24 protein-coding genes are annotated in these 25,465 nt (G+C 64.4%); 22 read left to right on the top strand and 2 right to left on the bottom strand.

From position 1 onward, the window contains the following. Positions 1 to 36: 36 nt before the first annotated feature. The 9 genes from ACV229_RS21165 (at position 37) to ACV229_RS21125 (ending at position 8,572) form a co-directional block, all read left to right on the top strand. Complete coding sequence (locus tag ACV229_RS21165) at positions 37 to 1,098, top strand: HlyD family secretion protein (RefSeq protein WP_448085053.1); 1,062 nt, start codon at positions 37 to 39, stop codon at positions 1,096 to 1,098. Continuing rightward, positions 1,095 to 2,525, top strand: coding sequence for an efflux transporter outer membrane subunit (locus ACV229_RS21160; protein WP_448085052.1), 1,431 nt, complete (start codon positions 1,095 to 1,097; stop codon positions 2,523 to 2,525). The genes ACV229_RS21165 and ACV229_RS21160 overlap by 4 nt, the downstream gene beginning before the upstream one ends. A gap of 238 nt (positions 2,526 to 2,763) precedes the next feature. Beyond that, positions 2,764 to 3,066 carry a DUF4148 domain-containing protein gene (locus ACV229_RS21155; RefSeq protein ID WP_448085051.1) on the top strand — a complete coding sequence of 101 codons (303 nt, stop codon included), beginning with the start codon at positions 2,764 to 2,766 and terminating at the stop codon, positions 3,064 to 3,066. 177 nt (positions 3,067 to 3,243) lie between these two features. Continuing rightward, positions 3,244 to 4,236 carry a LysR family transcriptional regulator gene (locus tag ACV229_RS21150; RefSeq protein ID WP_448085050.1) on the top strand — a complete coding sequence of 331 codons (993 nt, stop codon included), beginning with the start codon at positions 3,244 to 3,246 and terminating at the stop codon, positions 4,234 to 4,236. A 514-nt stretch (positions 4,237 to 4,750) separates the two neighbouring features. Continuing rightward, entirely contained in the window at positions 4,751 to 5,404 is a 654-nt protein-coding gene (locus ACV229_RS21145) for a GntR family transcriptional regulator (protein ID WP_448085049.1), read from the top strand. A gap of 15 nt (positions 5,405 to 5,419) precedes the next feature. Beyond that, complete coding sequence (locus ACV229_RS21140) at positions 5,420 to 6,310, top strand: amino acid ABC transporter substrate-binding protein (protein ID WP_448085048.1); 891 nt, start codon at positions 5,420 to 5,422, stop codon at positions 6,308 to 6,310. An 88-nt stretch (positions 6,311 to 6,398) separates the two neighbouring features. Then, positions 6,399 to 7,118 (top strand): amino acid ABC transporter permease, encoded by a 720-nt coding sequence (locus ACV229_RS21135; protein WP_448085047.1) that lies wholly within the window; start codon positions 6,399 to 6,401, stop codon positions 7,116 to 7,118. Between the two features lie 21 nt (positions 7,119 to 7,139). Beyond that, a complete protein-coding gene (locus tag ACV229_RS21130) occupies positions 7,140 to 7,817 on the top strand; it encodes an amino acid ABC transporter permease (RefSeq protein ID WP_448085046.1) in 678 nt (225 codons plus the stop codon). A 20-nt stretch (positions 7,818 to 7,837) separates the two neighbouring features. Beyond that, positions 7,838 to 8,572, top strand: coding sequence for an amino acid ABC transporter ATP-binding protein (locus tag ACV229_RS21125; protein ID WP_448085045.1), 735 nt, complete (start codon positions 7,838 to 7,840; stop codon positions 8,570 to 8,572). On the opposite strand, the gene ACV229_RS21120 is transcribed toward ACV229_RS21125, so the two are convergent. Continuing rightward, a complete protein-coding gene (locus ACV229_RS21120) occupies positions 8,566 to 9,468 on the bottom strand; it encodes a LysR family transcriptional regulator (protein WP_448085044.1) in 903 nt (300 codons plus the stop codon). The two genes, ACV229_RS21125 and ACV229_RS21120, sit on opposite strands and share 7 nt — an antisense overlap. A 156-nt stretch (positions 9,469 to 9,624) precedes the next feature. On the opposite strand from ACV229_RS21120, the gene ACV229_RS21115 reads away from it, so the two are divergent. From ACV229_RS21115 to ACV229_RS21055, 13 genes are all read left to right on the top strand, one after another. After that, entirely contained in the window at positions 9,625 to 10,938 is a 1,314-nt protein-coding gene (locus ACV229_RS21115; RefSeq protein ID WP_448085043.1) for an aspartate aminotransferase family protein, read from the top strand. Positions 10,939 to 11,314: 376 nt separating this feature from the next. Further along, positions 11,315 to 12,232: a LysR family transcriptional regulator gene (locus ACV229_RS21110; RefSeq protein ID WP_448085042.1), complete on the top strand. Its 918-nt coding sequence runs from the start codon at positions 11,315 to 11,317 to the stop codon at positions 12,230 to 12,232. Between the two features lie 630 nt (positions 12,233 to 12,862). After that, complete coding sequence (locus tag ACV229_RS21105; protein ID WP_448085041.1) at positions 12,863 to 13,135, top strand: UBP-type zinc finger domain-containing protein; 273 nt, start codon at positions 12,863 to 12,865, stop codon at positions 13,133 to 13,135. 143 nt (positions 13,136 to 13,278) lie between these two features. Then, positions 13,279 to 13,761, top strand: a complete 483-nt coding sequence (locus ACV229_RS21100) for a VOC family protein (RefSeq protein ID WP_448085040.1) — start codon at positions 13,279 to 13,281, stop codon at positions 13,759 to 13,761. A 1-nt stretch (position 13,762) separates the two neighbouring features. Beyond that, positions 13,763 to 14,989, top strand: a complete 1,227-nt coding sequence (locus ACV229_RS21095; protein WP_448085039.1) for an FAD binding domain-containing protein — start codon at positions 13,763 to 13,765, stop codon at positions 14,987 to 14,989. 85 nt (positions 14,990 to 15,074) lie between these two features. Further along, a complete protein-coding gene (locus ACV229_RS21090; RefSeq protein WP_448085038.1) occupies positions 15,075 to 15,434 on the top strand; it encodes a DUF485 domain-containing protein in 360 nt (119 codons plus the stop codon). Next, a complete protein-coding gene (locus tag ACV229_RS21085) occupies positions 15,431 to 17,068 on the top strand; it encodes a cation acetate symporter (RefSeq protein WP_448085037.1) in 1,638 nt (545 codons plus the stop codon). Before ACV229_RS21090 ends, ACV229_RS21085 begins: the two co-directional genes overlap by 4 nt. Before the next feature lie 282 nt (positions 17,069 to 17,350). Continuing rightward, complete coding sequence (locus ACV229_RS21080) at positions 17,351 to 18,475, top strand: FAD binding domain-containing protein (RefSeq protein WP_448085036.1); 1,125 nt, start codon at positions 17,351 to 17,353, stop codon at positions 18,473 to 18,475. A 200-nt stretch (positions 18,476 to 18,675) separates the two neighbouring features. Continuing rightward, positions 18,676 to 19,374, top strand: coding sequence for a hydrolase (locus tag ACV229_RS21075; protein ID WP_448085035.1), 699 nt, complete (start codon positions 18,676 to 18,678; stop codon positions 19,372 to 19,374). A 389-nt stretch (positions 19,375 to 19,763) separates the two neighbouring features. Beyond that, complete coding sequence (locus ACV229_RS21070; RefSeq protein ID WP_448085034.1) at positions 19,764 to 21,044, top strand: c-type cytochrome; 1,281 nt, start codon at positions 19,764 to 19,766, stop codon at positions 21,042 to 21,044. Next, positions 21,041 to 21,541, top strand: a complete 501-nt coding sequence (locus ACV229_RS21065) for a (2Fe-2S)-binding protein (protein ID WP_448085033.1) — start codon at positions 21,041 to 21,043, stop codon at positions 21,539 to 21,541. The genes ACV229_RS21070 and ACV229_RS21065 overlap by 4 nt, the downstream gene beginning before the upstream one ends. Continuing rightward, entirely contained in the window at positions 21,541 to 23,802 is a 2,262-nt protein-coding gene (locus ACV229_RS21060; protein ID WP_448085032.1) for a molybdopterin cofactor-binding domain-containing protein, read from the top strand. The genes ACV229_RS21065 and ACV229_RS21060 overlap by 1 nt, the downstream gene beginning before the upstream one ends. 36 nt (positions 23,803 to 23,838) lie before the next feature. After that, positions 23,839 to 24,756, top strand: coding sequence for a LysR family transcriptional regulator (locus ACV229_RS21055; RefSeq protein WP_448085031.1), 918 nt, complete (start codon positions 23,839 to 23,841; stop codon positions 24,754 to 24,756). Positions 24,757 to 24,811: 55 nt separating this feature from the next. Here ACV229_RS21055 and tssJ read toward each other — a convergent pair whose 3' ends face one another. Beyond that, complete coding sequence (tssJ, locus tag ACV229_RS21050; RefSeq protein WP_448085030.1) at positions 24,812 to 25,456, bottom strand: type VI secretion system lipoprotein TssJ; 645 nt, start codon at positions 25,454 to 25,456, stop codon at positions 24,812 to 24,814. Between the last annotated feature and the right edge of the window lie 9 nt (positions 25,457 to 25,465).

Genomic DNA, 25,465 nt, shown 5'->3' with positions numbered 1-25,465 from the left:
GACTCCCGCGCATGAATGTCGCGCAAGCATAGCGCGATGTCCCGAATCCTGCCTGTACGATGGAGTGAAACGATCGTGACCGATACGCCTCAGGCCCCCTCACCGGCCCCCGCCGCTCGCGGGCGCCGCCTGCCGATCGTGCTCATTGCGCTGTTCGCGATCCTGCTCGTGGCCGTGCTGGCCTACGAGTACGAGGTGCGCGACCTCAGCACCGACGACGCCTACGTGACCGGCCATCTGCACGTGATCTCGCCGCGCGTCAGCGGCACGGTCGCGCGCGTGCTGGTGGACGACAACCAGTTCGTGCATGCGGGCGATCCGCTCGTGCTGCTCGATACGCGCGATTTCGACGTGCGCGTCGCGCTGCAGCGTTCGCGCGTCGCGCAGGCCCAGTCGGACACGGTCCGCACGCAGGCGCTCGTCGAGCAGGCCGATGCGGCGCTCGTGACGGCCCACGCCGACGCGGACAAGGCGGATCTCGACTACGCGCGCGCGCGCGAGCTGACGCGCGAGACGCCGCGCGGGCTGTCGAAGCAGGAATTCGACGCGGCCGACGCGGCGCGCAAATCCGCACACGCGAAGATCGTCGCGGCCGAAGCGCAGCAGCGCGGCTCAAGGGCCGCATTGCAGACCGCCGACGCCGTATCGCGTCAGAACGACGCCGAACTCCACGACGCGCTGCTCCAGCTCGCGTACACGACGGTCGTCGCGCCGTCGGACGGCTACGTCGGCAAGAAGACCGTCGAGACGGGCGAACACGTCGCCCCCGGCCAGGCGCTGCTCACGCTCGTCGAACCGCATCCGTGGGTGGTCGCGAACTTCCGCGAGACCCAGCTCGCGCATGTCCGCGCAGGCGACACGGTCCGGCTGCGGTTCGACGCGCTGGCGGGCGAAACCTTCACCGGACACGTGGACAGCCTGTCGCCCGCGACAGGCTCGCAGTTCTCGCTGCTGCCGCCGGACAACGCCACCGGCAACTTCACGAAGGTCACGCAGCGGGTGCCGGTCAAGATCCTGCTCGATGGCCGGGGTGCCGCCGAACCGCGCATCCGGCCCGGGCTGTCGGTCGTCGTCACGCTGCAGCGCGACCGGTCATGAAGCGCGCGCCGGTTGTCATCGCCACCACCGCGCTGGCGGCGCTGGCCGCGTGCACGATCGTCCCGCAACCGGCTGCGCCGGTGGCGATCGGGCACGATGCGTTCCGCCACGCCGACACGCCGTCCGGCCAGGCCCGCGCGCTCGCCGAATGGCCCGCGCTGTTCGACGATCCCCAGCTCGCGACGCTCGTCGATGCGGCGCTGGCCCACAACGACGACATCCGCGCCGCCGCGGCGCGCGTCGACCAGGCGCAGGCGCTGCTCGGCGTGCGCGAAGCCGCGCTGCTGCCGTCGGTCGGTGTCGATTCCACGTTCAGCCGTTCGCGCGTGTCCGGCACCGTCGACAACGCGTTGCCGAAACGCATGATGCATAACTGGACGCTGCCGGTCACCGCGAGCTACGAAGTCGACCTGTGGGGCCGTCTGCGCGGCGACGCGGACGTCGGGCGGCAGAACGTGCTGCAGGCGATCGCGGATCGCGATGCGGTGCGCCTGCGGGTCGCGACGGAGGTGGCGAGCGACTACCTGACGCTGCACTACGTCGAGCAGGATCTCGCCGCGCTCGCCCGCGCGATCGACCTGCGACGCGCGGCGCTCGACGTGATCGCCGCACGCGTGCGGGCCGGCACCGCAAGCGACCTCGATGCGCTTCGCCCGGCTGCCGATCTCGACACCGCGCGTGCCGACTTCGCGGACAGCCGGCGGCTCCGCGAGAATCTCGTCGATGCGATCGCGGTGCTGACCGGCGTGTCGCCGACCGCGATCGAGATCGGCCCGACGACGGCCGATCTCCGCGTGCCGGATGTGCCGCCGGGGTTGCCGTCCGCGCTGCTCGCGCGGCGGCCGGACGTGTTCGCGGCCGCGCGCCGCGTCGACGCGGCCTCGCTCGAGCTCGGCGTCGCGCGCACCGCCTGGCTGCCGACCCTGACGCTGACCGCGCAGGGCGGCTTCGCGAGCCGCGACCTTCGCACCTTTCTCGACCGCAACAGCTCGCTGTGGAGCCTCGGCCTGAGCGTCGCGGAAACGATCTTCGACGGCGGCAAACGCGACGCGGCCGTGGCCGCCGCGCGGGCCGGCGTGGCCGTCGCGGACGCGAACTACCGCGCAACCGCGATCGGCGCGCTGCGCGACGTACAGGACGCGCTCAACGACATCGCGGCCCAGAAGGAACGGATCGCGCGCTTCGACAGCGCGGCGCGCGCGACGGACGCCGCGGCGCGTCTGTCGCTGAGCCGTTACGGGCACGGCTATGTCAGCTATCTCGAAGTGATCGACTCCGACCGGGATGCGCTCAATGCGCAGCGCCAGCTGATTCACAGCCGTCAGGCCTATGCGGTCGCGACGTTGAGCCTCGTGCGTGCGTTGGGCGGCGGATGGACGCCACCGGCGTCGGCGCGCGACAAGGCGCGCACGGAGCGCGTCGATTAACGCGCATTCAGGACTTTTAAGGGATAGCCTTGCGACGGGGCAGACACCCCGCTGAATGCCATCGCCCGGGGCGGATCGGCCGGTCCGCCGACGGGACCGCCGACGTCTCGATTGTTCTCGTCACGACAATTATCTGTGCGCCCGATCGTGATTTTTCTTGCGTGCGAACCTGCCTAAGATGCGTTTCATCGGGTGCGATGCCGCGCCGATCCAGAAACCCGCTTCGCAGGAGGCCGTCATGAAGTCGCTGATCCATCTCGTTGCCGCGGCTGCGGCGCTGTCCGTATCCGTTGCGTCGTTCGCGCAGACCGACGCTCCGGTGACACGTGCGCAGGTGCGCGCTGAACTGTACCGGCTCGAACAGGCCGGCTATCACCCGTCCGCCGCGGAGCCGTACCCGGCAGAACTCGACGCCGCCGAAGCGCGCGTCAGCGCGCAGGATCCGAGCGGTATCGGCAGCAATGCTGCGCCGGTCGTGCAAGCGGGACGGACGGCCGTCACGACAACGTATACGCAAGATCTTCCGGCTTCCGGTCAATGATTTGCGGCGACGCTGAACGATCCTGAATACAGATGAAGACGGAGCCGGCAGTTCATTCGGCTGGCTCGCGCGTCCTTTCTCGCGATCCTTCAGGTTATCTAAAGATTATTATGTTGCCCCGGCCTATTGCGTCACATAGATTGGATTCAACGCCAATCCGCCTAGCCGAGGCCCGCCATGGATCGCCTGAAGACACTCGAAATACTGAAGACGATTGCCGAACACGGCAGCTTCACGCGGGCCGCCGAAATCCATCGGCTCGGCGTGCCGAGCATCAGCCGCGCGATCCAGAGCCTCGAGGCGTCGCTCGGCGTGCTCCTCCTTCATCGCACGACGCGCCGGGTCACGCTCACGCAGGTCGGCCATGACGTGCTCGAAGAGGCCAAGGCGCTGCTGCAGCAATACGAGCGCTTCACGGTTTGCTGTCGTTCGAATGCCGGCGAAATCCGCGGCGACATCTCGATCGAAGCGTCGAACCTGTTTGGCGCCGAACGGCTGATTCCGGTATTGGCCGAGTTCAATCGGCAATATCCGCTCGTCGGCATTCACGTCGCATGGGCCGATCATCCGAGCGCGGCGATCAGCGGCGCGACCGATCTGTCGATCGTCACGCAACGGACATCGAGCCTGTCCTGCATCGAGCGGCCGCTCGGACGCATTCCGATGGGCATTTACGCGAGCCCGTGGTATCTCGCCGCGTGCGGGACGCCCGACAGTCCGCACGCGCTCGAACGGATCGAGCTGCGTCATGGCCGATCGGGTACCGGCGTATCACCATGGCTGTTGCGAAACCGGCATACCGGCGCGACCGCCGAAATCCGGCTGGCCGGCGCGATCCGCTCGAACTGCGTCGATACGCTGATCCTCGCCGCGACATGCGGCACCGGCATCGCGGTGCTGCCGGAACACCTCGCGCAGTCGCGCGAGCGTGGCGGCGAACTCGTACGCGTGCTGCCCGACTGGCGGATTGCGGACGTGGAGGCGTCGCTGCTCTATCAGTCGCGTCGGAACCTGCCGGCGCGCATCAGGATGCTCACTGAGCATCTCGTCGACGCGTTCCGCGGTGACACCGGGACGGGCTGTGCGCAAGCGCTACTCGCGGATACCCCGGCGGTCTCGCGCATCGCGCATCGGCGCACGTCGGTCATCGATGCAGGCGTTGCCGCATGAGTCACGACGCCGGTCGAGACATCATTCCCCCGGACCGGGATGCATAGTTGAGTCCAGTAAAGCATCAATGGAACGCGCCCGCTCATCAGAGGAACGTATCCACTTGAGATGGACGGCGGTGCAATTCATGAGAAGCGATCATGGGAACTGTACAAATAGACAGTTGCTCTAGCGCAAGATTTACAGATTGCCAGTGGGCATCGAGCGATCCACTGGTTCGCGTGCTACTGGCGAGTCGCAGCTTGAACCGCATGTTCGCGCAGTCGCCGCCTTCTTGCGCGACACGGCGCCATCGGTTTATGCATTGCGACGCAACCATCAGAGGTGACGAAGGGGATCCGCCTCCCGGATCTTCCCCTTTAGGTCGGATGCCGACGCCTGGTAATGGCTCGCCCGGAGCCGGAATTCATCATCGTTTACCCTCAAAACCGACCGTACCGTGAGCGTCTCCCCTTTTTTTGGTTGCATTTTATAAAATGGTTTATAAAGATACGCACAACGGAGGTGAGACGGAATGTCCGAACAGATCGTGTTGACCAAGCGGCAGCAGGCGATTGCCCGCCTGAAGGATGCCATCCTGGAGGGGCAATATCGCCCCGGCCAGTCCCTGCGCCAGATGCAGCTCATGAGCGATCTCGATCTTGGCGCAACGCCCGTCAGGGAAGCGGTCCTCGAGTTGGCATCAAGGGGGCTCCTCGTGCATGACACACATCTTGGCATGCGCGTGGCGGAGCTCGACCGTCAGCGGGTGAGGGACACCTATTCGGTTCGTGCAGTGCTTGAATCGGAAGCGGCGGCGCTTGCCACCCAGAACGCGACCGATGAGAACATCGTCGATCTGGACAGGTATACGCGACAAATGGAGAGCGCATTCGAGCAAGGCGACATGCGCGAATTGCGGCTCGCAGATGGTCGTTTCCACCGGACACTGTACGAAGCCGCCCGCAATCCCGTCCTGCTCAACCTTATCGAGCAGATGTGGGAGCAATTTCCGCGATACATGCTCTGGTCCGACCCCGACCGTGTAGCAGCGTCGATTGTCGAGCATCGAGAGATCATGGAGCGCTTCAGGAATCGCGACGCGGAAGGTGTTGCATCCGCGGTGCGGACTCACCTGATGCATGGCCTCGACGCCTTTGAAAAGATACTTCGACTGATCAATCCTTAACGACTGGAGAGCATCATGCGATTCCGTTTTACGCGCCATGTATCATTCGCACTACTAATAATGTCAGGTACTTGCTTCGCACAGACAGGCGGTACTCTCGACAAGATTCGGCAGAACGACGAGATCGTGTTCGGCTATCGGGAAACGGCCATACCGTTTTCCTACATGGATGCCAGCGAGAAGCCCGTGGGGTTTTCGATCGACTTGTGCAACAAGATTGCGGATGCCGTGAAGCAGCGGCTCAAGCTTCCAGGCATCAAGGTCAAATACCAGGCGATCACCGCATCGAACCGGATCCCTCTGCTCGTCAATGGTGCGATCGACGTGGAATGCGGGTCGACCACGAACACCGTGGAGCGACAAAAGACGGTCGATTTTCTCGATACGACGTTCGTGACCGGAACGCGGGTGATGGTGAAGACCGCTTCCGGCGTCAAATCGATTGACGACCTCAAAGGCAAGGCCATCGCCGTGACGGCTGGTACCAACAACATCAAGGCAGTTCAGGAAGTCAACGTGAGCAGGAAGCTCGGGCTCAATCTGGTGTACGGCAAGGACCATGCGGAGAGTTTGCTGCTCTTGCAGACAGGCCGCGTGTCCGGATTTGCAACGGATGACATCCTTCTCTACAGCCTTCGTGCGGGGGCACGCGACCCGTCCGCTTTGGCAGTCGTAGGGCCGATGCTCTCGACAGAACCTTACGCGTTGATGATCAGAAAGGGCGACGAAGCATTCAAGCAGGTTGCAAACGACGCGTTGCTGCAACTCTTCAAATCCGGTGAATTTCGGCAAATCTATGCCCGTTGGTTCAACGCACCGGTTCCTCCCAAGGGCATAACGCTCGGGGTGCCGCTATCGGAGCCCTTGCAGAAGCTGATGGCGTCGCCCAACAGCAACGGCGTCTGACCGGTAATGGCCGTGCTCTGCACGGCCCCGTATTGCCGGAACCTGCGTGGCAGGTCGCAGACGGCGACACATGACAATGGAGTACCCGATGAACTACCAATGGAACTGGGCGGTATTCGCCCAGATTTCGCCAGACTCGCAACAGCCCTACTGGCTTCTGTTTCTTCATGGCGTTGCCGGCACAGTATCGATTTCCGTCGCGAGTTGGGCGATCGCCATGTCGCTGGGCATCGCGATCGGCATCGCACGCACCGTCGACGCGGCCGCAGTACGTACGCTGGCTGGATGGTATGTGCAGTTTTTCAGAGGCATCCCGCTACTGGTACAGATGTTTCTCTGGTATTTCGTGTTGCCCGAATTGATCGATCCGTTGAAGCGGTGGGCAGTCCAGACCGACGCGGCAACCGTGCAATTCGTGCTTGCCGCTGTCTGCCTTGGGCTTTTCACGTCGGCTCGCGTAAGCGAACAGATACGCGCCGGTATCCAATCGCTCTCCCGAGGGCAACGCTCGGCGGCGACTGCATTGGGCATCCGATCTCTCGACACCTATCGATTCATCTTGCTGCCGCAGGCGCTGCGCGTCGTCTTGCCGCCGCTTACCAGTGAAAGCATGAACCTGATCAAGAACTCGTCGGTCGCGATGACCATCGGTTTTGCCGAGCTGACGTTCCGGGCCAGGGAGATCGGGGAAACGACGTTTGCGTATTTCGAAGCGTTTTCCGTCGCCACGCTCATCTATGTTCTCGTCGCGTTGGCAGCCTATCGAATGATGGGTTTCCTCGAACGGCGAGACGCGGTGCCGGCTTGAATCGGTCTTTGGGGAAATAACGTGAAGCTGGACTTTTCAATCGTTACCAACAATCTCGGCTACCTCGCCAGCGGTTTCACCTACACGCTCGAGTTAACCACCTTTGCAATTGCTGGCGGAATGACTCTCGGGCTCCTTCTCGCAGTGGCTCGCATTTCTCCGGTCACGGTCGTCAGCCGTCTCGCTGGCTGGTACGTCACCCTCATGAGGTCCATCCCGCTGATTCTCGTCCTCTTCTGGATCTTCTTCCTCCTGCCGCTCATCCTGCAGTGGGTGATCGGAAGCGATCAACCCATCAAGGTCGACGCGAAGCAGACCGCGATCCTGACTTTCATTCTCTTCGAGGCTGCGTACTTCTGCGAGATCATCCGCTCGGGGATTCGGTCCATCCGGTCTGGCCAATGGGCCGCCGGCGCAGCCCTCGGGCTGTCACGCTCGTCTGTCCTGACGTTTATCGTTCTTCCGCAGGCCATGAAGAACATGATCCCCATTTTCCTGACCCAGATCATCGTGCTGTTTCAGGACACTTCACTCGTGTATGTCATTTCCGCAACGGATCTGGTCGGCGCCGCGTCGCGTATCGGTGAGCGGGATGCCAGCCTCGTCGAACCGTATCTCTTTGTGGCGGCCGTCTATCTTGCGGTCAGCCTTCTTGTTTCGGGTTTCGTGCGCAGACTGGAAAAGCCGAAATTTGTCTAAAACCGGCAGTGGAGTGGACCGTGATTCAGATCAACAACGTTTCAAAGTGGTACGGAAAGTTTCAAGTGCTCAACAGTTGTTCGGCAATCGTCGACAAGCGTGACGTAGCCGTCGTGTGCGGCCCGTCCGGCTCCGGCAAGTCGACGTTTATCAAGACGATCAACGGCCTCGAAACTTTTCAGAGCGGCGAAATTCTGGTCGGCGACCAGGCGCTGCGTCCCGGTGGCCGGATTGCCAAGGACTATCGGGCAAGAGTCGGCATGGTTTTCCAGAACTTCGAACTGTTTCCTCATTTCACAATCCTGCAAAACATCAACTTCGCGCAGATGCGCGTGCTGCGGCGAAGCAGGGATGAAGCGACCGACCGCAGCCAGGCATTGCTGGACCGGGTCGGGCTGAGGGCGCACGAATCCAAATATCCGGGGCAATTGTCAGGGGGCCAACAGCAGCGCGTGGCGATTGCGCGCGCGCTCGCAATGGACCCGCAAGTCATGCTCTTCGACGAGCCCACGTCAGCGCTCGATCCCGAAATGGTGAACGAGGTTCTCGATGTCATGACCGAGTTGGCGCAGGACGGAATGACGATGCTGGTCGTCACGCACGAAATGGGCTTTGCCAGACGGGTCGCGAACCGCGTGATCTTCATGGATCAAGGCCAAATTCTCGAGGACGCACCAACGGACCGCTTCTTCGAGTCACAGGGCGAATTGCACGAGCGAGCCAGGAAGTTCCTCTCCCGAATACTCCATCACTGAGGGCTTTGCTCGACGCTGGAGCTTATCGCGCTCCACAGTTCCTCGACGCCGGGGCGCTGTGGGCCGCGGGCCCTGTACGCGCAAATGGATACATGAACGTCCCACTTTCCGTCGCCCAGCGGCACGAGATTCCAGTCGCGGCCTGCATGAAATGAACTGTCAGCCAACCAGACCACCCCCAGTCCGCTGGACGCGAGATCGCCAAGCACGTCGGACATCTCCGCCTCGAACACGGGATAGCCGACAATTTTCGGCGCCTTCTTCATCGCACTTTCCACGACCCGTGCGAAGTAGACGGTCGGCGAATACATCAGCAGCGGAATCGGCTGATCCTCGCTGCCCGGCATTGCAATGCGGCCGCTTTCGACTTCGTGGCGAGCGGCATAGGGCTTCACGACCTCCACGCCGAGATCAAGTTTCTCGAAGCGGTCGTCGTCGATCCGGATGGGGTGCTCTTCCTGCTGGAAACAGATCAACAGGTCCGCCATGCCCGACGTCAGGGAGGACACGGTGTCGTGAACGTTCCCGAGTTCAAGGCTGCAGCTCATCTCGTGGCCGCTCGACCAGCTCTTCCACCAGTCGGGGAGACGGGTTGTCGCGAGTGCGTACGGAAGAGCGATGCGCACGTGGTTTCGCGCCGGCACTGCACGCAACTCCACACGAGTCGACGAGAGCTTGCTAACGATTTCTGCTGCCGTCTCGCGAAATTTCTCGCCGGCCTCCGTCAAAGCAGTCGGAAATGCGTTGCGGTCGATCAGCTTGACACCAAGCCACTGTTCGATTGCCTGGATGCGTCTGCTGAATGCCGCTTGAGACACGTTTCGCATTTCCGCTGCCTTCGTGAAATTGCGCACTTCCGCCAGCGTAAGGAAGTCCTGGAGCCATCTTGTGTCCATCTGAAACCTCGGGAGAGAAATTCTGCTGCCGATGCGTGCTGCGCAACTCGCGATGCGTTCCACGCATGACGACCGGATGCAAATTCAACATTGGACGCGTTTGCACGCACCACTTTAAATTTTACTCACCCCAGCCAGTCAATAGGATCTCAAATTATGAACCTCGATCTTCGTGCAGCAGCAAAGGAATTCATGGTGCGCTATGGCGGCGACACCTTCCCGAACCTCTTTCGTTCGGCCAGCGGGGCGACCGTCGTCGACGATACGGGACGAGAGATTCTCGATTTCACGTCGGGTCAGATGTGCGCCACGATCGGCCACAACCATCCGGCCATCGTCGAGGCGGTAAATCGCGCCGGCAAGGAAGCGTTTCACATGTTCAGCGGGATGATTCCGGAAGTGGTCGCCGAGCTGTGCAGCAAGCTCGCTCGTGACTGGATGAATGCGCCCCTGAAGAAGTCCATTCTGGTCAACACTGGCTCTGAGAGCAACGAAATCGCGCTGCGCATGGCGAAGATGTACACCGGAGGTCACGAAGTACTGGCCGTGGGCGGATCGTGGCATGGCGTGACCGGCGCTGCCAGCGGCGTGTCGTTCGCCAGCGATCGCAAAGGCTACGGGGTGCCGCAGCCCGGCGTTTATGTGATGCCCGAGCCGAACATGTACCGTCCGTACATCAAGGGCATGTCCGGCGAAGAGTCGGCACTCGCGTGCCTCGAGCTTGGGTTGAAGATGTTCGACATGGCGTCGTCCGGGCGACGCGCTGCCATCATCATCGAGCCGGTGATCAGCGCCGGTGGCGTGCTCGTGCCGCCCAAGTCGTACATGCAGGCCCTTCGCAAGGCAGCGGACGACCGTGGAATGCTGCTCATTTTCGACGAGGCCCAGACTGCTTTCGGTCGTATCGGTCATCGGACCGCATCCGATTTCTTCGACGTGGTGCCCGACATCATGACGGTCTCCAAGACGATGGGCGGCGGCCTGCCGCTTGCAGCCACGATCACGACTGAGGCGATCGAACAGGACATTCACGAAAAGGGCTTCACGTTCTACACCAGCCATGTCTCCGATCCGCTGCCTGCGCGAGTCGGACTGGCTGTCCTCGATACGATCGTGAAGGAGGACCTGATCGCGCGTGCAAGAACGATGGGCGCCTACATGCGGGAGCAGTTCCTCGCGTTGCAGGAGAAGTACGACGTCATCGGCGATGTCCGCGGCGAAGGCATGCTGCTCGGCGTCGAACTTGTTACCGATCGCGAAAGTCGCCAGCCGCATCACAAGCTCGGCGGCCTGACGACGCAAAGATGCTTTGAACTCGGCTTGAGCATGAACATCCGCCGGCGTCCGGAGCGTGGTTCGGTCTGGCGCATTGCTCCGCCGCTGACGGTATCGCGAGACGAAATCGATCGCGGCATCGCGATCCTCGATCAGGCTTTGCGGGAAAGCCTCGACAAGCTGGCGTCGGCGTAAAGAAACCGATTTCGCTTGAGTGGCGCGGGCGCGATTGACCGTCGCGCCCGCGCTCTTCCTTGCTTCTGGTCAATGCAGTTTTTTGCTGGCGATAGCGCTCACCATTGTCCCGAGAGGATGGCCGTCTGGTTGAGGCTCGCGAGGTTGTCGGCGAGCGGCTTCGTGTCGCGTATGAGATTCACGATTGAGAATTTCGGCAGCATGGCGTACGCAAGGGGCTGGTCGGGATCCGGTGGACATCTCCCATTCAAGCGGTTACCCCCTCTGGCGCCCACCCGGAATTCCCGACGAGAAATCCTCTAGCTTGTGTCCAGCGTAGTAGGCAGGCTGCCGTTAGTGCTCGATTCCTTTTCAATCGTCCATTCAGGAAATTTTAATGGTCGACCTTGACGATATGCGCATGATTCGGGCGCTCGGCGCCTCGCGCTCGCTCTCTGCTGCAGCCCGTCTCCTGTATCTGACGCCTCCCGCTGTCACTGTGCGCCTGCAGCGCCTCGAGGAACGATTGGGCGTTCGATTGGCAGTACGGGACACACGCAATATGACACTGACAGACGAGGGGCAGTGTCTCCTGCAGGAAGCCGAGGAGCTACTGGAGCGGATCGAAGCCATTCCGTCTCGAATCTCGAACGACCAGGGCGCTATCAGCGGGAGCTTGCGCATCGTCGCACCGTTTGGCTTCGGAAGAACCTATGTCGCGCCGATCATCCGCGATATCCATCGGAATCATCCGAAGCTGCAAGTCGCACTTTATCTATCGGACAGCCCGGTTGCCGCAGCTTCAAGTGCAGACGTCGTGATCAACATCGGCAGCACCGAGGCGTCGGCTTGGGTAGGACATTACCTCGCGCCGAACGAGAGACTGCTGTGTGCAAGCCCGAGCTCTGCCCGTCGGATCAATCTCTCACATCCGTCAGAGCTGCGGCAATATCAATGCCTTCGCCTGCGCGAAAGTGACGACGACATGCCGCGCTGGCGATTTACGGAAGCGCGCGCCGATGACGACAGGCCGTCCAGAACAGTCACGGTTCCAGTTGCAGGCTTACTCTCGTCAAACGACGTCACCGTGATAAGCGACTGGGCCACCAACGGCATCGGCATCATGGAACGCTCAGAGTGGGACGCCGCCCCGCTTATTTCGGCTGGAAAGCTGATACGCCTGCTACCTGATTGGCGACTTGCGCCGGCACCCGTGATGGCTTTCGTACCCGGTAGCCGCGACGTCTCGATTCGCCAGCGACTGTTTCTTGATGCGGCAAAACGTGCCCTTCACCCTCCACCTTGGCGCCGTTGACGTGGTGGGCAACCAGAAGGGATGTTGGCGGCGAGAGTATGAACAGCACCACGTCATGAATCGACGGAACAGACACGCTAGTGTTTCGAGTGACAGGTTCGCAACTAAAAGCCGTTCATTGCACCACCTGGTCGGACGTACCTAAGGCGTCTGGCTCCTGGAGAATGAATGTGCTCCACATCTCTCGGCGATAAGGCAATGGCGTCAAGCAATTGGATGGAGAGGTCGATGGCTGGCGGAGACAAGTCGCTACGCTCGATGGTCGCGTACTGGCTGGTACCTGACCCGGAGAAACCGGTTCGGGTCACGAAGTTCAGAAACAGGCGATCCGTTCAAGAATGCTATGTATGCATCGAGACATTCCGAATGGGTGGGCACGCCGAGATGTTTTTCTTTCGTCACCAAGACGGAACGTGGCGCATTTACCCGCCGACGGGAGAACGACCAGCAATGTGCGTCCCTGATTCGATCGCGAACATTTGAGTCACTTGGGCGGCTTAATCCGGGCCGCCCGCACCTCAGGCGTCAACGACGCTGAATTAATAACAATTAAGCCTCGGCCCCGAATCAACCGTCCAAAATGGAATGCAGTCCCGCACGCAATGCACGGACGCTTCCACGGAGTTGACGATGGCCACGACCTGCACCCATCTCGGTGACGCGCACATCCTGCACACCGACAAGGACTACTGCGAAGCCTGCGTGAAGGCCGGTGGACGCTGGGTCCATCTGCGCATGTGCCTGACGTGCGGGCAAGTCGGCTGCTGCGATTCGTCTCCGAACCGTCATGCGAGCAGGCATTACCAGGAGACCGGCCATCACCTCGTCCGCTCGATCGAACCGGGCGAGCGCTGGGTATGGTGCTACGCGGACGAAACCATCGCCGGCGAGATCGACCCGTAAGCGAGTCGATCCGCGCCCCCTCATTTCGAACCCCTTCCCCGACCAAGGGTTAACACCGCTGCTTCCCGCCTTTGTCACGCCGATTTTTTCGACTATAGTTTATCGAACGATAAGTTATCTATCGATAAATAGCGAGGTCCTCCATGCCTGTCACCAAACTTGCGCACTACTCGATCCGCACGCTCGATCTCGAGAAATCGTGCCGGTTCTACGAACGCGTGCTCGGCTTCAAGCGCGGCTACCGCCCGCCGTTCGACTTTCCCGGCGCCTGGCTCTACAAGGGCGGCGACGAAGGCGACTACGGGACGGTGCACATCATCGGCGTCGATCCGGGCAGCCCGGACGGCCTGGTCGCCTATCTCGGCGACAAGGACGTGTCGGCGACCGGCACCGGCACCGTCGACCACATCGCGTTTCTGGCCACGGGCGTCGAAGCGATGTGGGACACGCTTCGCGCCGAGCAAATCGCGTGGCGCGACCGGACAGTGCCGAGCCTCGGCCTGCATCAGGTCTTCATCGAGGATCCGTCGGGCGTCACGATCGAACTCAACTACCCCGCTGCCGAAGTCGCTCACCTGAGCATCCCGGAACCGGCGGCGCAGCACACTGGAACTCACGGAGACTGACATGCACAACAGCACCATGACGAACCGGAAGGCGGCCATCATCGGCGGCTCGCTCGGCGGACTCTTCACCGCGAATCTCCTGCTGCGCAACGGCTGGGACGTCGACGTGTTCGAGCGCGTGCCGGAAGAACTGTCCGGGCGCGGCGCGGGCATCGTCACCCATCCCGAGCTGTTCGAGGTGATGCTCGCCGCGGGCGTTCGCCTCGACGAATCGATCGGCGTGAAGGTGGAATCGCGCATCACGCTCGCGCAGGACGGGTCGATCGTGTCCGAGCGCCGGCTGCCCCAGACGCTCACCGCGTGGAGCAAGATGTATCACGTGCTGCGCGCGGCGTTGCCGGACCAGCACTACCACGCGGGCGCCATCGTCACCGACGTCGCCGACGGGCCGGACCGCGCCACCGTCACGCTGTCCGACGGCTCGGTCGTGCATGCGGACCTCGTCGTCGCGGCGGACGGCTTCCGCTCCGCCGTGCGCGAACGCTTCCTGCCGGATGCCCGGCTTCGGTACGCCGGGTACGTCGCGTGGCGCGGCCTCGTCGACGAACTGAGCCTGTCGGATGCCACCCACGCGACGCTGTTCGAGAATTTCGCGTTCGGCCTGCCGCCGCGCGAACAGATCCTCGGCTATCCGGTCGCCGGCCAGGGCAACAGCACGAAGCCCGGCGAGCGGCGCTACAACTTCGTCTGGTACCGGGCGACCAGCGAAGACAAGGACCTGCCGAACCTGCTGACCGACGAGACCGGCAAGCTGTGGTCCGGCGGCATTCCGCCGACGCTGATCCGCCGCGAAGTGCTTGCCGATGTCGAGGAGGCCGCGCACACGCTGCTCGCGCCGCAGTTCGCAGAAGTCGTATCGCGTGCCACCCAGCCGCTGTTCCAGCCGATCTTCGATCTCGAAGTGCCGCAGATGGCATTCGGCCGGATCGCGCTGCTTGGCGACGCCGCCTTCGTCGCGCGGCCGCATTGCGGGATGGGTGTCACCAAGGCCGCCGGCGACGCGATGGCGCTCGTCGCCGCGCTCGCCACGCGCGCCGACACGCTCGATGCGCTGGCGGAATACAGCGACGTGCGCACGCAGTTCGGCATCGCGATCGTGCAGCATGCGCGCCATCTCGGCGCGTACATGCAGGCCCAGCTCCAGAACGAAACCGAACGTGAGATGGCGGAACGCTACCGGACGCCGGAAGCCGTCATGCGGGAAACCGCCGTTCCGCCGCGTTTCTGATCACGGGCGGGGGCGTGGGCAGTCCGCTGTTCCTGCCGCTTCCGCCGCCCACCCGCTGCAACGCATTCGACACGAAGGAGACATCGTGGACCACCCCATCCCGGCTGCCGCAGGCGCCGCCCTCGACATGGATGCGTTCGCCCCCGCGACGCATCCGCTGCTGAGCAACCCGCGCTTTCGCGATCTGGTCAGAAGACGCCGGACGTTCGCGTGGACGCTGACGATCGCGATGCTGGCGATCTATTTCACGTTCATCCTCACGCTCGCGTTCTCGCCCGGGCTGCTCGGGCAGCCGATCGTGCAGGGCCAGCCGGCCACGTGGGGCATCCCCGTCGGCTTCGGCATGTTCGTCGTGACGTTCGCGCTCGTCGCCGTGTACGTGTTCCGGGCCAATTCCGTCCACGACGCGCTCGTCGCGTCCATCCGCCGGGGAGACGCAAAATGAAACGCCTGCTCATCGCGTCGCTCGCCGCACTCGGCTCATGGCCCGCGTTCGCGGCCGAACCCGCGTCGGTCGCACACGGCCACAATCCGGTCGCGATCGGCATGTTCCTGCTGTTCGTCGCGTCGACGCTCGTCATCACGCGCTGGGCGGCACGCAAGAATCACAGCGTGGCCGACCACTATGCGGCCGGCGGCAAGATCACCGCGTTCCAGAACGGCTGGGCGATCGCGGGCGACTACATGTCGGCCGCGTCGCTGCTCGGCATCTCGGCGCTCGTGTTCACGAGCGGCTACGACGGCCTGATCTATTCGATCGGCTTTCTCGCGAGCTGGCCGATCATCCTGTTCCTGATCGCGGAGCCGCTGCGCAACCTCGGCAAGTACACGCTGGCCGACGTGGTGTCGTACCGTCTTCAGCAGAAGCCGATCCGCGCGTTCGCGGCGTCGAGCTCGATCGTCATCGTGCTGCTGTACCTCGTGTCGCAGATGGTCGGCGCGGGCAAGCTGGTCGAACTGCTGTTCGGCCTGAACTACACCGTCGCGGTGCTGGTCGTCGGCGTGCTGATGGTCGTCTACGTATTCTTCGGCGGCATGCTCGCGACCACCTGGATCCAGATCATCAAGGCCGTGCTGCTGCTCGCGGGCGCGGCATTCATGGCGCTGATGGTGCTGAGCCGTTTCGGCTTCAGCCTGAACGCGCTGTTCGCACAGGCGATTCTCGTGCATCCGAAGCACGCCGCGATCATGAGCCCGGGCGGGCTCGTGTCCGATCCGGTGTCGGCCGTCTCGCTCGGCCTCGCACTGATCTTCGGCACGGCCGGCCTGCCGCACATCCTGATGCGATTCTTCACGGTCGGCGACGTGAAGGCCGCGCGCAAGAGCATCCTCTATGCGACGGGGATCGTCGGCATCGGCTACGTGCTGATCATCGTCATCGGCTTCGGGAGCATCGCGCTGGTCGCGTCGGATCCGCAGTACCACAATGCGTCCGGCGCCGTGATCGGCGGCGTGAACATGGTCGCGATCCACCTCGCGCACGCGGTCGGCGGCAATGTGTTCCTCGGCTTTATCTGCGCGGTCGCGTTCTCGACCATACTCGCGGTGGTGGCCGGCCTGACGCTGGCCGGCTCGTCGGCGATCTCGCACGATCTGTATGCGAACGTCGTGCGCGGCGGCAACGCGTCCGATCGCGAGGAAATGCGCGTCGCGCGCGCAACCACGCTCGTGCTGGGCGTGCTGGCGGTGCTGCTCGGCATCGCGTTCGAGAAGCAGAACATCGCGTTCATCGTCAGCCTCACGTTCTCGATCGCGGCCAGCTCCAACTTCCCGGTGCTGCTGCTGTCGGTCTACTGGCGCGGGATGACGACGCGCGGCGCGGTCGTCGGCGGCATGCTCGGGCTCGTCACGGCCGTGACGCTGACCGTGTTGAGCCCGACCGTCTGGGTGCAGGTGCTCGGCCATCCGCACGCGCTCTATCCGTACGAGTATCCGGCGCTCTTCTCGATGGCGGTCGCGTTCGTCGGGATCGTCGTCTTTTCCGTCACCGACAGCTCGGCCCGCGCGACGCGCGAGCGCGCGCTGTTCGACTCGCAGCTCGTCGAGTGCGAGATGGGCATCACGCAACAACGCGGCTGATCCGCGCGGCCCCCGCATTCTGCAAGAAACCGCAGACACCATCATGCATTACACCTGTTGCGCGTCGCCGCATGCACCGTGCGAGCAGCGCCGGATCGAAAGTGGCATGATTCGATCGGCGATTCGGCCGTGCCGCCGTGCGCGGCAATGCGGTACACATGGGCAACGGCCGTCCGCTCGCCGATTCCGATTCCGGTGAAGCGGCCGCGGACGCGCGGCCGCCGGCGAGACCGGTGTTCGATCCACGCGGCATTGCACCTGCCGCGCACTGGAGTAGCGACGATGAAGATTGTCATTGCCGGCGGCTCGATCGCAGGGCTCGCGGCCGCACTGACGCTCGATTGCATCGGGCACGACGTGGCGATCTACGAGCGCTCGCCGACCCCGCTGCGCGGACGGGGCGGCGGTGTCGCCGTGCTGCGGCGCATGATGGCGTTTCTCGAACAGCACGGGCATCACTGCCGCGACATGATCAGCGTGCCGACGCATCGGCGGCGCTGGATCGACCGCGACGGAGCCGTCACGCGCGACGAACCGGAGATGCTGCCGTTCTCGTCGTGGGATGCGGTCTACCGCTCGCTGTGCGGCACGCTGCCGCCCGGGCGGATCCACTACGGGCACGCGGTAACGGGTTTCGAACAGGATGCCGGCGGCGTCGACGTGCAACTCGACGATCACCGGGTTCGCGCCGACGTGCTGATTGCCGCGGACGGCACGGGCTCGAGCCTGCGCGCGCGACTCTTTCCCGGCTATGCACCGTCGTTCGCCGGCTATATCGCGTGGCGCGGCATCGTCGACGAAGCCGATTTCGACACCGCGGCGATCGCGTCGCTGGTCGAGAACATGACGCTGCACAAGGCGCCGGGCGAACTGTTCATGGCCTTCCTGATTCCCGCGCTCGACGGGTCGCTCGAACCGCGCGCGCGGCGCTTCAACTGGATCTGGTATCGCAACGAAACAGACCCCGATGAGTTGCGTCGCCACCTGACGGATCGCGCCGGGCAAGTCCATCACGCGTCGATTCACCCCGGCCAGCTGTCGGACGACTCCGTCGAGACGCTGATGCAGCTCGCCCGCGAACGGCTGCCGGCCGTGTTCTCCCAGCTCGTCGTCGCGACGCGCGCGCCGTTCATCCAGGCGATCTTCGACGCGCTGAGCCCCGACTTCGTCGACGGCCGTGTGGCGCTGGTCGGCGACGCCGCCTGCACCGTGCGGCCGCATACGGCATCCGGCACGTCGAAGGCTGCACGCGACGCCGTGTCGCTCGCGGAATCGCTGCCCGTGGACGCAACCGACGTCGTCGAGCGGCTTGCACGATGGTCGGCGGAACGCCGCACGGACGTGACGTCGCTGCTCGAGAAAGGTCCGCAGCTGGCCGCGGCGTTCGGGCTCGGCAATCCTCTGTGACGCGGACGCGAACGCACGCCGTGCCGCATACCTGAATTCAGAACAATTCACTTCTGCAGACCTAACCGAATCGCCTAGACTCGTCGTGACGGTGGACGCGCGTGTGATGAGCGTCCTTTCCGCCGAGCACTGCACGGCGCCCCGATCCGGGCGCCGGCAGCTTCCGATTCAGCTTTCTCGTCGAATAGTGAGATCCAGTCATGGGTAATCCGAAGCTCGAGGTTCTGACGCCCCACAACAGTCAGATCATTTTCATCGATCAGCAGCCGCAAATGGCGATGGGCGTGCAATCGATCGACCGCCAGACACTGAAGAACAACGTCGTCGGGCTCGCGAAGGCGGCCAAGGTATTCAACATCCCCACCACCCTCACCACGGTCGAAACGGAGAGCTTCTCCGGCTACGCGTTTCCGGAGCTCCTCGACGTGTTTCCGAATCACCCCGTGCTCGAGCGGTCGTCGATGAACTCGTGGGACGACCAGAAGGTACGCGACGCGCTGGCGAAGAACGGCCGCAAGAAAGTGGTCGTGTCCGGCCTGTGGACGGAGGTCTGCAACAACACGTTCGCATTGTGCGCGATGGACGAAGGCGAATACGAGATCTACATGGTCGCGGACGCGTCAGGCGGCACGTCGAAGGAAGCGCACGACTTTGCGATGCAGCGGATGATCCAGGCGGGCATCGTTCCCGTGACCTGGCAGCAGGTGCTGCTCGAATGGCAGCGCGACTGGGCGCGGCGCGAGACCTACGACGCCGTGATGGATATCGTCCGCGAACACTCCGGCGCGTACGGTATGGGGGTCGACTACGCCTATACGATGGTCCACAAGGCACCTCAGCGCGCGAAGCAGAAGCACGAGATGCTCGCGCCGGTGCCGGCGCCGATCTCGAAGAAGTAACCGTCGCGCGGCGGAGCGGGCGCCGGATGTCGGGCGCCCGCTTCCGCGCCGCCTGAGCGCGGGCTTAAACGTCCTGAAATTCGCGGCAGGCAACGCGTGGCCGCAGGTCACGCGCACCGCGATCGTTTGCTTCCCGCCGCCGTTTCCTGCCGCCGCAAGCGCGGCGCGCCAAGGACGGAAAGCTCAGGAATACCCATCACATCGACAGCAGATTGAAAGGATCCGCGCGGCCTTCAAACGCCCACGCGCGCACGCACACAAACGGGTTAAGAACGTTTCAGCGTCGCTTCAGGACTTGGCCGCCGGACGCGCCATAGACTGCGCGCATGATCCGCCGTGCGCATCGCCCGACGCGTCGCGCGCATCGATCCGCCTGGAGTGGAGCACGCATGAAACACAAACGACTCTGGTTCGGCGCCGCCGGGATCGCGATCGTCGGCGTGGCGATCGCGATCGGCATCATGGTCGAGCCGTCGATCGCCCCGATCGAACCGCCCGCGCCTAACTCGTTCGATCCGCAGCTCGTTCGCGCCGGCGCGCGCATCGTCGCGCTCGGCGACTGCATCGTCTGCCACACCGCGAAGGACGGCAAGCCGTTCGCGGGCGGCCTGCCACTCGCGACGCCGTTCGGCACGATCTACGCGACCAACATCACGCCGGACCCCGACACCGGGATCGGCCGCTGGTCGCAGGACGCATTCGCGCGCGCGCTGCGCAGCGGGATCGCGCGCGACGGCCATCAGCTCTATCCGGCGTTCCCGTACATCCACTTCACGCGGATCTCCGACCAGGACATCGCGGCCGCCTATGCGTACCTGATGACCCGCGAGCCCGTCCACGCGTCGACGCCCGCGAACGACCTGATCTTCCCGCTCAACTTCCGGCCGCCGGTCGCGTTCTGGAACATCATGTTCCTGCGCAAGGGCGAGTACCAGCCCGATCCGGCGCAGTCCGCCCAATGGAATCGCGGCAAGCTGCTGGTCGACGGTCTCGGGCACTGCGCGTCCTGCCATTCGCCGCTGAACGCGATCGGCGGCGAGCAGGCCGGCAAGGCGTTCGACGGCGGGATCGTCGACGGCTGGGACGCGCCGCCGCTCAATGCACTCGGCAACGCGGTGCATCCGTGGACGCAGGCGCAGCTCGTCACGTACCTGCGCACCGGCCGCGCGAGCGAACACGGCGCGGCCGCCGGGCCGATGCTGCCGGTCACGCGCGACCTCGCGACGGTCCCGGTCGAGGACGTCGAGGCGATCGCGACGTACATCCTGTCGATCCAGAAACCGGGCGCCGCCCAGCTCATGCTCACCGCCGTCAGCGACAAAGCGACGACGCCGGCCGAGCAGCGCGGCGCGGTGCTGTTCCACGCATCGTGCGCGCAATGCCACGGGCCGGCATCGCCGATGCAGTCGATCGGCGAGCGGCCGACGCTCGCGTTCAGCACGGCCGTCAACGCGGACACGCCGCGCAACGCGATCCAGATGATGTTCAACGGGATCGGCTGGCATGGCGAGGACACGCTGAACTACATGCCGTCGTTCATCGACCCGTACGACGACCGGCAGATCGCGGACCTCGCCGCGTACATCCGCGGCGCGTATTCCAGCCGGCCGGCATGGTCCGGCATCGAGACAATGGCCGCGCAGCTCAGAAAGGAGGACAGCGCGCGATGATGACCCTCACCGTGAACGGTGTCCAGCACACGCTCGACATCGACCCGTCCACCCCGTTGCTGTACGTGCTGCGCAACGACCTGCACCTGCACGGCGCGAAGTTCGGCTGCGGCCTCGGACAATGCGGCGCGTGCACGGTGATCGTCGACGACAAGCCGATGTTCTCGTGCCTGATCCCGGTCTCCGCGATCGGGCAGCGCCGCGTGCGGACCATCGAGAGTCTCGGTACGGCCGAGCATCCGGGGCCGCTGCAGCGCGCGTTCATCGACCACCAGGCCGCGCAGTGCGGCTACTGCATCGCGGGCATGATCATGCGCGCGCAGGCGCTGCTCGAGCACAAACCGAAACCGACCGAGGCCGAGCTGCGTGCGCACATGGAGCCGAACCTTTGCCGTTGCGGCACCCACATGCGGATCCTCGCGGCCGTGCGGCAGGTCGCCGGCCTGCAGGAGCCGGACGCCGCACCCGAACCCGTCACCATCAGCAAGGCGCTCTGATGACTCACGAAGACGACATCGATGAAGGCCGCCGGCATTTCATGATCTCGGGCGCGCTGTTCGTCGCGTTCAGTCTCGCGCCGGCCGCCCGCGCCGTCGCACAGGAAGTGATCGCCGACGAAGGCGCCGCCGTCCGCGTGACGAAGGCGAACGTCACGCTGGCCGGCAGCCTGAAGACCAATCCGCTGCTGGACGCGTGGATCAGGATCACGCCCGAAGGCAAGGTCACCGTGTTCACGGGCAAGGTCGAGCTCGGCACCGGCGTGCGCACCGCGCTGCTGCAGGTGGCGGCCGAACAGCTGGACATGAAGCCGTCGCTGATCACGTTCCTGACGGCCGACACCGGCGCATCGCCCGACGAAGGCCTGACCGCGGGCAGCCACACGATGGCCGACAGCGGCAGCGCGCTGCTGAACGCGGCCGCGCAGGTGCGCGGCTTGCTGGTCGACGGCGCGGCGAAGCACTTCGGCGTGGACCCGCGCACGCTGACGGTCGGCGACGCGGTGATCAAGACGAAGGACGGCCGCACGATGAGCTATGGCGACGCGGTGCGGATCGTCGACCTGCATCGCAAGGCCGAGCCGACGTCGCCGCTGAAGGATCCGGCCACGTTCACCGTGATCGGCACGTCGCTGCCCCGCGTCGACATTCCGAACAAGGTCACGGGCGGCGTCAGCTACGTGCAGGACATGCAGCTGCCCGGCATGCTGCATGCGCGCGTCGTGATGCCGCCCGTCTACGATGCGAAGCTGCTGTCGTTCGACGAGGCCGCAATCCAGAAGATGCCCGGCGTCGTGCGGATCGTACGCAACGGCAGCATGCTCGCGGTCGTCGCGCGCGGCGAATGGCAGGCGGTCGTCGCGCAGCGTGCGCTCGCGGCAAGTTGCAAATGGTCGCCCGGCCGGCCGCTGCCCGATCGCGACAAGGTTCACGAGGACCTGAAGCGCATCGCGACCCAACCGATCGAAATCGCCAACACGCATGCGGAGACTGCACCGGCCGCGAAGACGCTGACCGCGACCTTCCGGAAGAACTACCTGCTGCACGGCTCGATCGGGCCGTCGTGCTCGGTCGCGCAGCTCGAGAACGGCGTGCTGACCGTGTGGACCCACTCGCAGGGCGTCTATCCGCTGCGCGACGCGCTCGCGGAGATGCTGTCGATGCCGAAACCGAGCATCCGCTGCATTCACACCGAGGGCTCCGGCTGCTACGGCCACAACGGCGCGGACGACGCGGCCGCGCATGCGGCGCTGATCGCGGCCGCGATGCCCGGCCAGCCGATCCGGGTCCAGTGGATGCGCGAGCAGGAACACACGTGGGATCACTTCACGCCCGCGATGGTCACCGAGATCAGCGCGTCGATCGACGCGAGCGGCCACATCGTCGACTGGCATTATGCGCTGTGGAGCAGCTCGCACAATGAGCGGATCGTCAACGCCGGCCGGCTGCTGCCCGCGCGGATGCTCGAGCCGCCGTTCGTGTCCGCGCCGTCGACGCCGATGCTGCAGCCCGAGGGCGGCGGCGACCGCAACGCGATTCCGCTGTACGCGTTCCCGAAGATGCACATCGTCAACAACTTCTCGCCGACGATGCCGCTGCAGACGTCGGCGATGCGCTCGCTCGGCGCGCATACGAACGTGTGGGCGATCGAGAGCCTGATGGACGAGCTGGCGCACGCGGCCGGCGTCGATCCGGTCGAGTTCCGGCTGCGCCACATGCAGGACACGCGTGCGCGGCACGTGATCCAGATGGCGGCGTCGCGCTTCGGCTGGCCGCGGCCGCCGCGGGCGCGCAATCACGGCGTCGGCTTCGCGTTCGGCAAGTACAAGAACCTGATGGCGTATGTCGCGATCGCGATCGAGATTTCGGTCGTCCCCGAAACCGGCCAGGTGACACTCCTGCACGCGGACGTGGCGGTCGACGCCGGGCAGGTCGTGTCGCCGGACGGCATCCGCAACCAGATCGAAGGCGGCATCATCCAGGCGGCAAGCTGGACGCTGTACGAGGAACTGAAATACGATACGCAGCGCATTCGCAGCTTCGACTGGAGCAGCTATCCGATCCTGCGTTTCTCGGCGGCGCCGCGCAGCCTCAGGGTTCACCTGATCAACCGTCCCGGCGCGCCGTTCCTCGGCGCGGCCGAGGCGTCGATGGGGCCGACCGCCGGCGCGCTCGCGAACGCGATCTTCGATGCGACGGGGCAGCGCATGCGGGAAATGCCGTTCGGCGGCGAAGGGCTCAGGAAACGCATCGACGCTTAGCGGCGCCGGCAAACCACCGGGAAGGAATTCGAACTGATGGACATACTTCAATCGATGCGCGTCTTTGCCCGTATCGTCGAAACGGGCAGTCTCACACGCGCATCCGACACGACGGGCCTGACGACGCCGCGCGTGTCCGCGCTGCTGCGCACGCTCGAACAGCATCTCGGCGCCCGGCTGCTGAACCGCACGACCCGCCGGCTGTCGCTGACCGAGGACGGGCGCGCGTACTACGAGCGCTGCGTCGCGGTGTTGCGCGAGATCGACGACATGGAGGCGTCGGTATCGCACGCGCGCAACGCGCCGCGCGGCTGCCTGAAGGTGAACCTGCCGCCGGCGATGGCCAAGCAGATCGTGGTGCCCGCGCTGTCCGGCTTCCTGGCCGCCCATCCGGACATCACGGTGGAACTCGGCGTGACCGACCGTCAGATCGACCTCGTCGGCGAGGGTGTCGACTGCGTCGTGCGGGTCGGCGCGCTCGACGACTCCGGGATGATCGCGAAGCGGATCGGCAGCCTGACGACCTGCACCTGCGCGGCGCCGTCGTACATCGCGCAATACGGCGAGCCGGAGACCGTCGACGACCTGCCGCAGCACTTTGCGGTCAGTCACGTGTCGGCCGATACGGGCCGGCCGCGGATCTGGGATTTCGTCGTCGACGGCGAGACGCGCGTCGTGCAGATGTGCGGCAAGGTCGCGGTCAACGATGCCGATACCTACATCGCGTGCGGCGTCGCGGGCATCGGATTGATCAAGACGTCGCTGTACCTGGTCGAGCCGTTCCTGAAGTCCGGCGAGCTGCGCGAGGTGCTGTCCGACTTCAACGTGCCGCCGCGGCCGATCTCCGTGCTGTATCCGCCGAACCGTCACATCCCGGCGAAGCTGAAGCTGTTCGTCGACTGGCTCGCCGCGCTGTACGAGCAGATCCCGACGCTGCAGGGCAAGCGGGGCTGAGCGGCGGCGGACGCTTCCTCAGCAAGTACCAGCTCCCCCTCGTTCCCAAACGACCCTATTCCTGTGTGCCCCGTTGCGTGGACGCTTTCGGCTCGGACGCTGGTGTGGCCGGCGCAATCTGCCGAGGCGCGGACCGCGTGACGGGCTGATCCTTGGCATCGACCAGGATAAGCACGTTGTCACGCACTTCGATCTTCACCGGATCGGTCTTCTTCCATTGTTTTTTCGGCACGACCAGCTTCCAGACCGCACCGCCCCCAGGCTCACGGAAGAACGCCGCGACTCCGACCACCGTCGCGTCCGGACTCATCGGCTCAGTCACGCTGGCGCTCGCGCCGGGGCGAAGCACCACATCCCTGGTGGCGAGCAGATCCGCCTTGAGTGCATCGAGGTCATTCGTCTGCAATTGGGTGTAGTCGAGCTGATCGAAGGTCTTCGCGTCCTTCAGCTGGTAGAGCCTCACGACCGTCGACAACGGCCGCCCAGCGGCGCTTGCGTTTATTGCCGACCGTGCGACGAGGTCCACATTCATCGTCTTCACCTGCGTCGTGAAGACCCATTTCGCCGCGTCCACCGTGCTGTCCTTCACGGCTTGCGCGATGCCGCAACCGGCGGTTGCAAGGATGACCAAGGCGGCCGCTGCCCCGACCACGCTTCGCCTTGCCGGTGTCATGAGAAGGTTCATCTGCTGCTTGTCCATATTCCGTGT

It is taken from the genome of Burkholderia sp. MR1-5-21 (assembly GCF_053427715.1).
This window is presented reverse-complemented; position numbering and strand designations above follow the sequence as displayed.

Bases quoted from the DNA above. Each gene is read 5' to 3' on its own strand.
- ACV229_RS21165 (WP_448085053.1), top strand. From the start codon at position 37: ATGTCCCGAATCCTGCCTGTACGATGGAGTGAAACGATCGTGACCGAT.
- ACV229_RS21160 (WP_448085052.1), top strand. From the start codon at position 1,095: ATGAAGCGCGCGCCGGTTGTCATCGCCACCACCGCGCTGGCGGCGCTG.
- ACV229_RS21155 (WP_448085051.1), top strand. From the start codon at position 2,764: ATGAAGTCGCTGATCCATCTCGTTGCCGCGGCTGCGGCGCTGTCCGTA.
- ACV229_RS21150 (WP_448085050.1), top strand. From the start codon at position 3,244: ATGGATCGCCTGAAGACACTCGAAATACTGAAGACGATTGCCGAACAC.
- ACV229_RS21145 (WP_448085049.1), top strand. From the start codon at position 4,751: ATGTCCGAACAGATCGTGTTGACCAAGCGGCAGCAGGCGATTGCCCGC.
- ACV229_RS21140 (WP_448085048.1), top strand. From the start codon at position 5,420: ATGCGATTCCGTTTTACGCGCCATGTATCATTCGCACTACTAATAATG.
- ACV229_RS21135 (WP_448085047.1), top strand. From the start codon at position 6,399: ATGAACTACCAATGGAACTGGGCGGTATTCGCCCAGATTTCGCCAGAC.
- ACV229_RS21120 (WP_448085044.1), bottom strand. From the start codon at position 9,468: ATGGACACAAGATGGCTCCAGGACTTCCTTACGCTGGCGGAAGTGCGC.
- ACV229_RS21115 (WP_448085043.1), top strand. From the start codon at position 9,625: ATGAACCTCGATCTTCGTGCAGCAGCAAAGGAATTCATGGTGCGCTAT.
- ACV229_RS21110 (WP_448085042.1), top strand. From the start codon at position 11,315: ATGGTCGACCTTGACGATATGCGCATGATTCGGGCGCTCGGCGCCTCG.
- ACV229_RS21105 (WP_448085041.1), top strand. From the start codon at position 12,863: ATGGCCACGACCTGCACCCATCTCGGTGACGCGCACATCCTGCACACC.
- ACV229_RS21100 (WP_448085040.1), top strand. From the start codon at position 13,279: ATGCCTGTCACCAAACTTGCGCACTACTCGATCCGCACGCTCGATCTC.
- ACV229_RS21095 (WP_448085039.1), top strand. From the start codon at position 13,763: ATGCACAACAGCACCATGACGAACCGGAAGGCGGCCATCATCGGCGGC.
- ACV229_RS21085 (WP_448085037.1), top strand. From the start codon at position 15,431: ATGAAACGCCTGCTCATCGCGTCGCTCGCCGCACTCGGCTCATGGCCC.
- ACV229_RS21080 (WP_448085036.1), top strand. From the start codon at position 17,351: ATGAAGATTGTCATTGCCGGCGGCTCGATCGCAGGGCTCGCGGCCGCA.
- ACV229_RS21075 (WP_448085035.1), top strand. From the start codon at position 18,676: ATGGGTAATCCGAAGCTCGAGGTTCTGACGCCCCACAACAGTCAGATC.
- ACV229_RS21070 (WP_448085034.1), top strand. From the start codon at position 19,764: ATGAAACACAAACGACTCTGGTTCGGCGCCGCCGGGATCGCGATCGTC.
- ACV229_RS21065 (WP_448085033.1), top strand. From the start codon at position 21,041: ATGATGACCCTCACCGTGAACGGTGTCCAGCACACGCTCGACATCGAC.
- ACV229_RS21060 (WP_448085032.1), top strand. From the start codon at position 21,541: ATGACTCACGAAGACGACATCGATGAAGGCCGCCGGCATTTCATGATC.
- ACV229_RS21055 (WP_448085031.1), top strand. From the start codon at position 23,839: ATGGACATACTTCAATCGATGCGCGTCTTTGCCCGTATCGTCGAAACG.
- tssJ (WP_448085030.1), bottom strand. From the start codon at position 25,456: ATGGACAAGCAGCAGATGAACCTTCTCATGACACCGGCAAGGCGAAGC.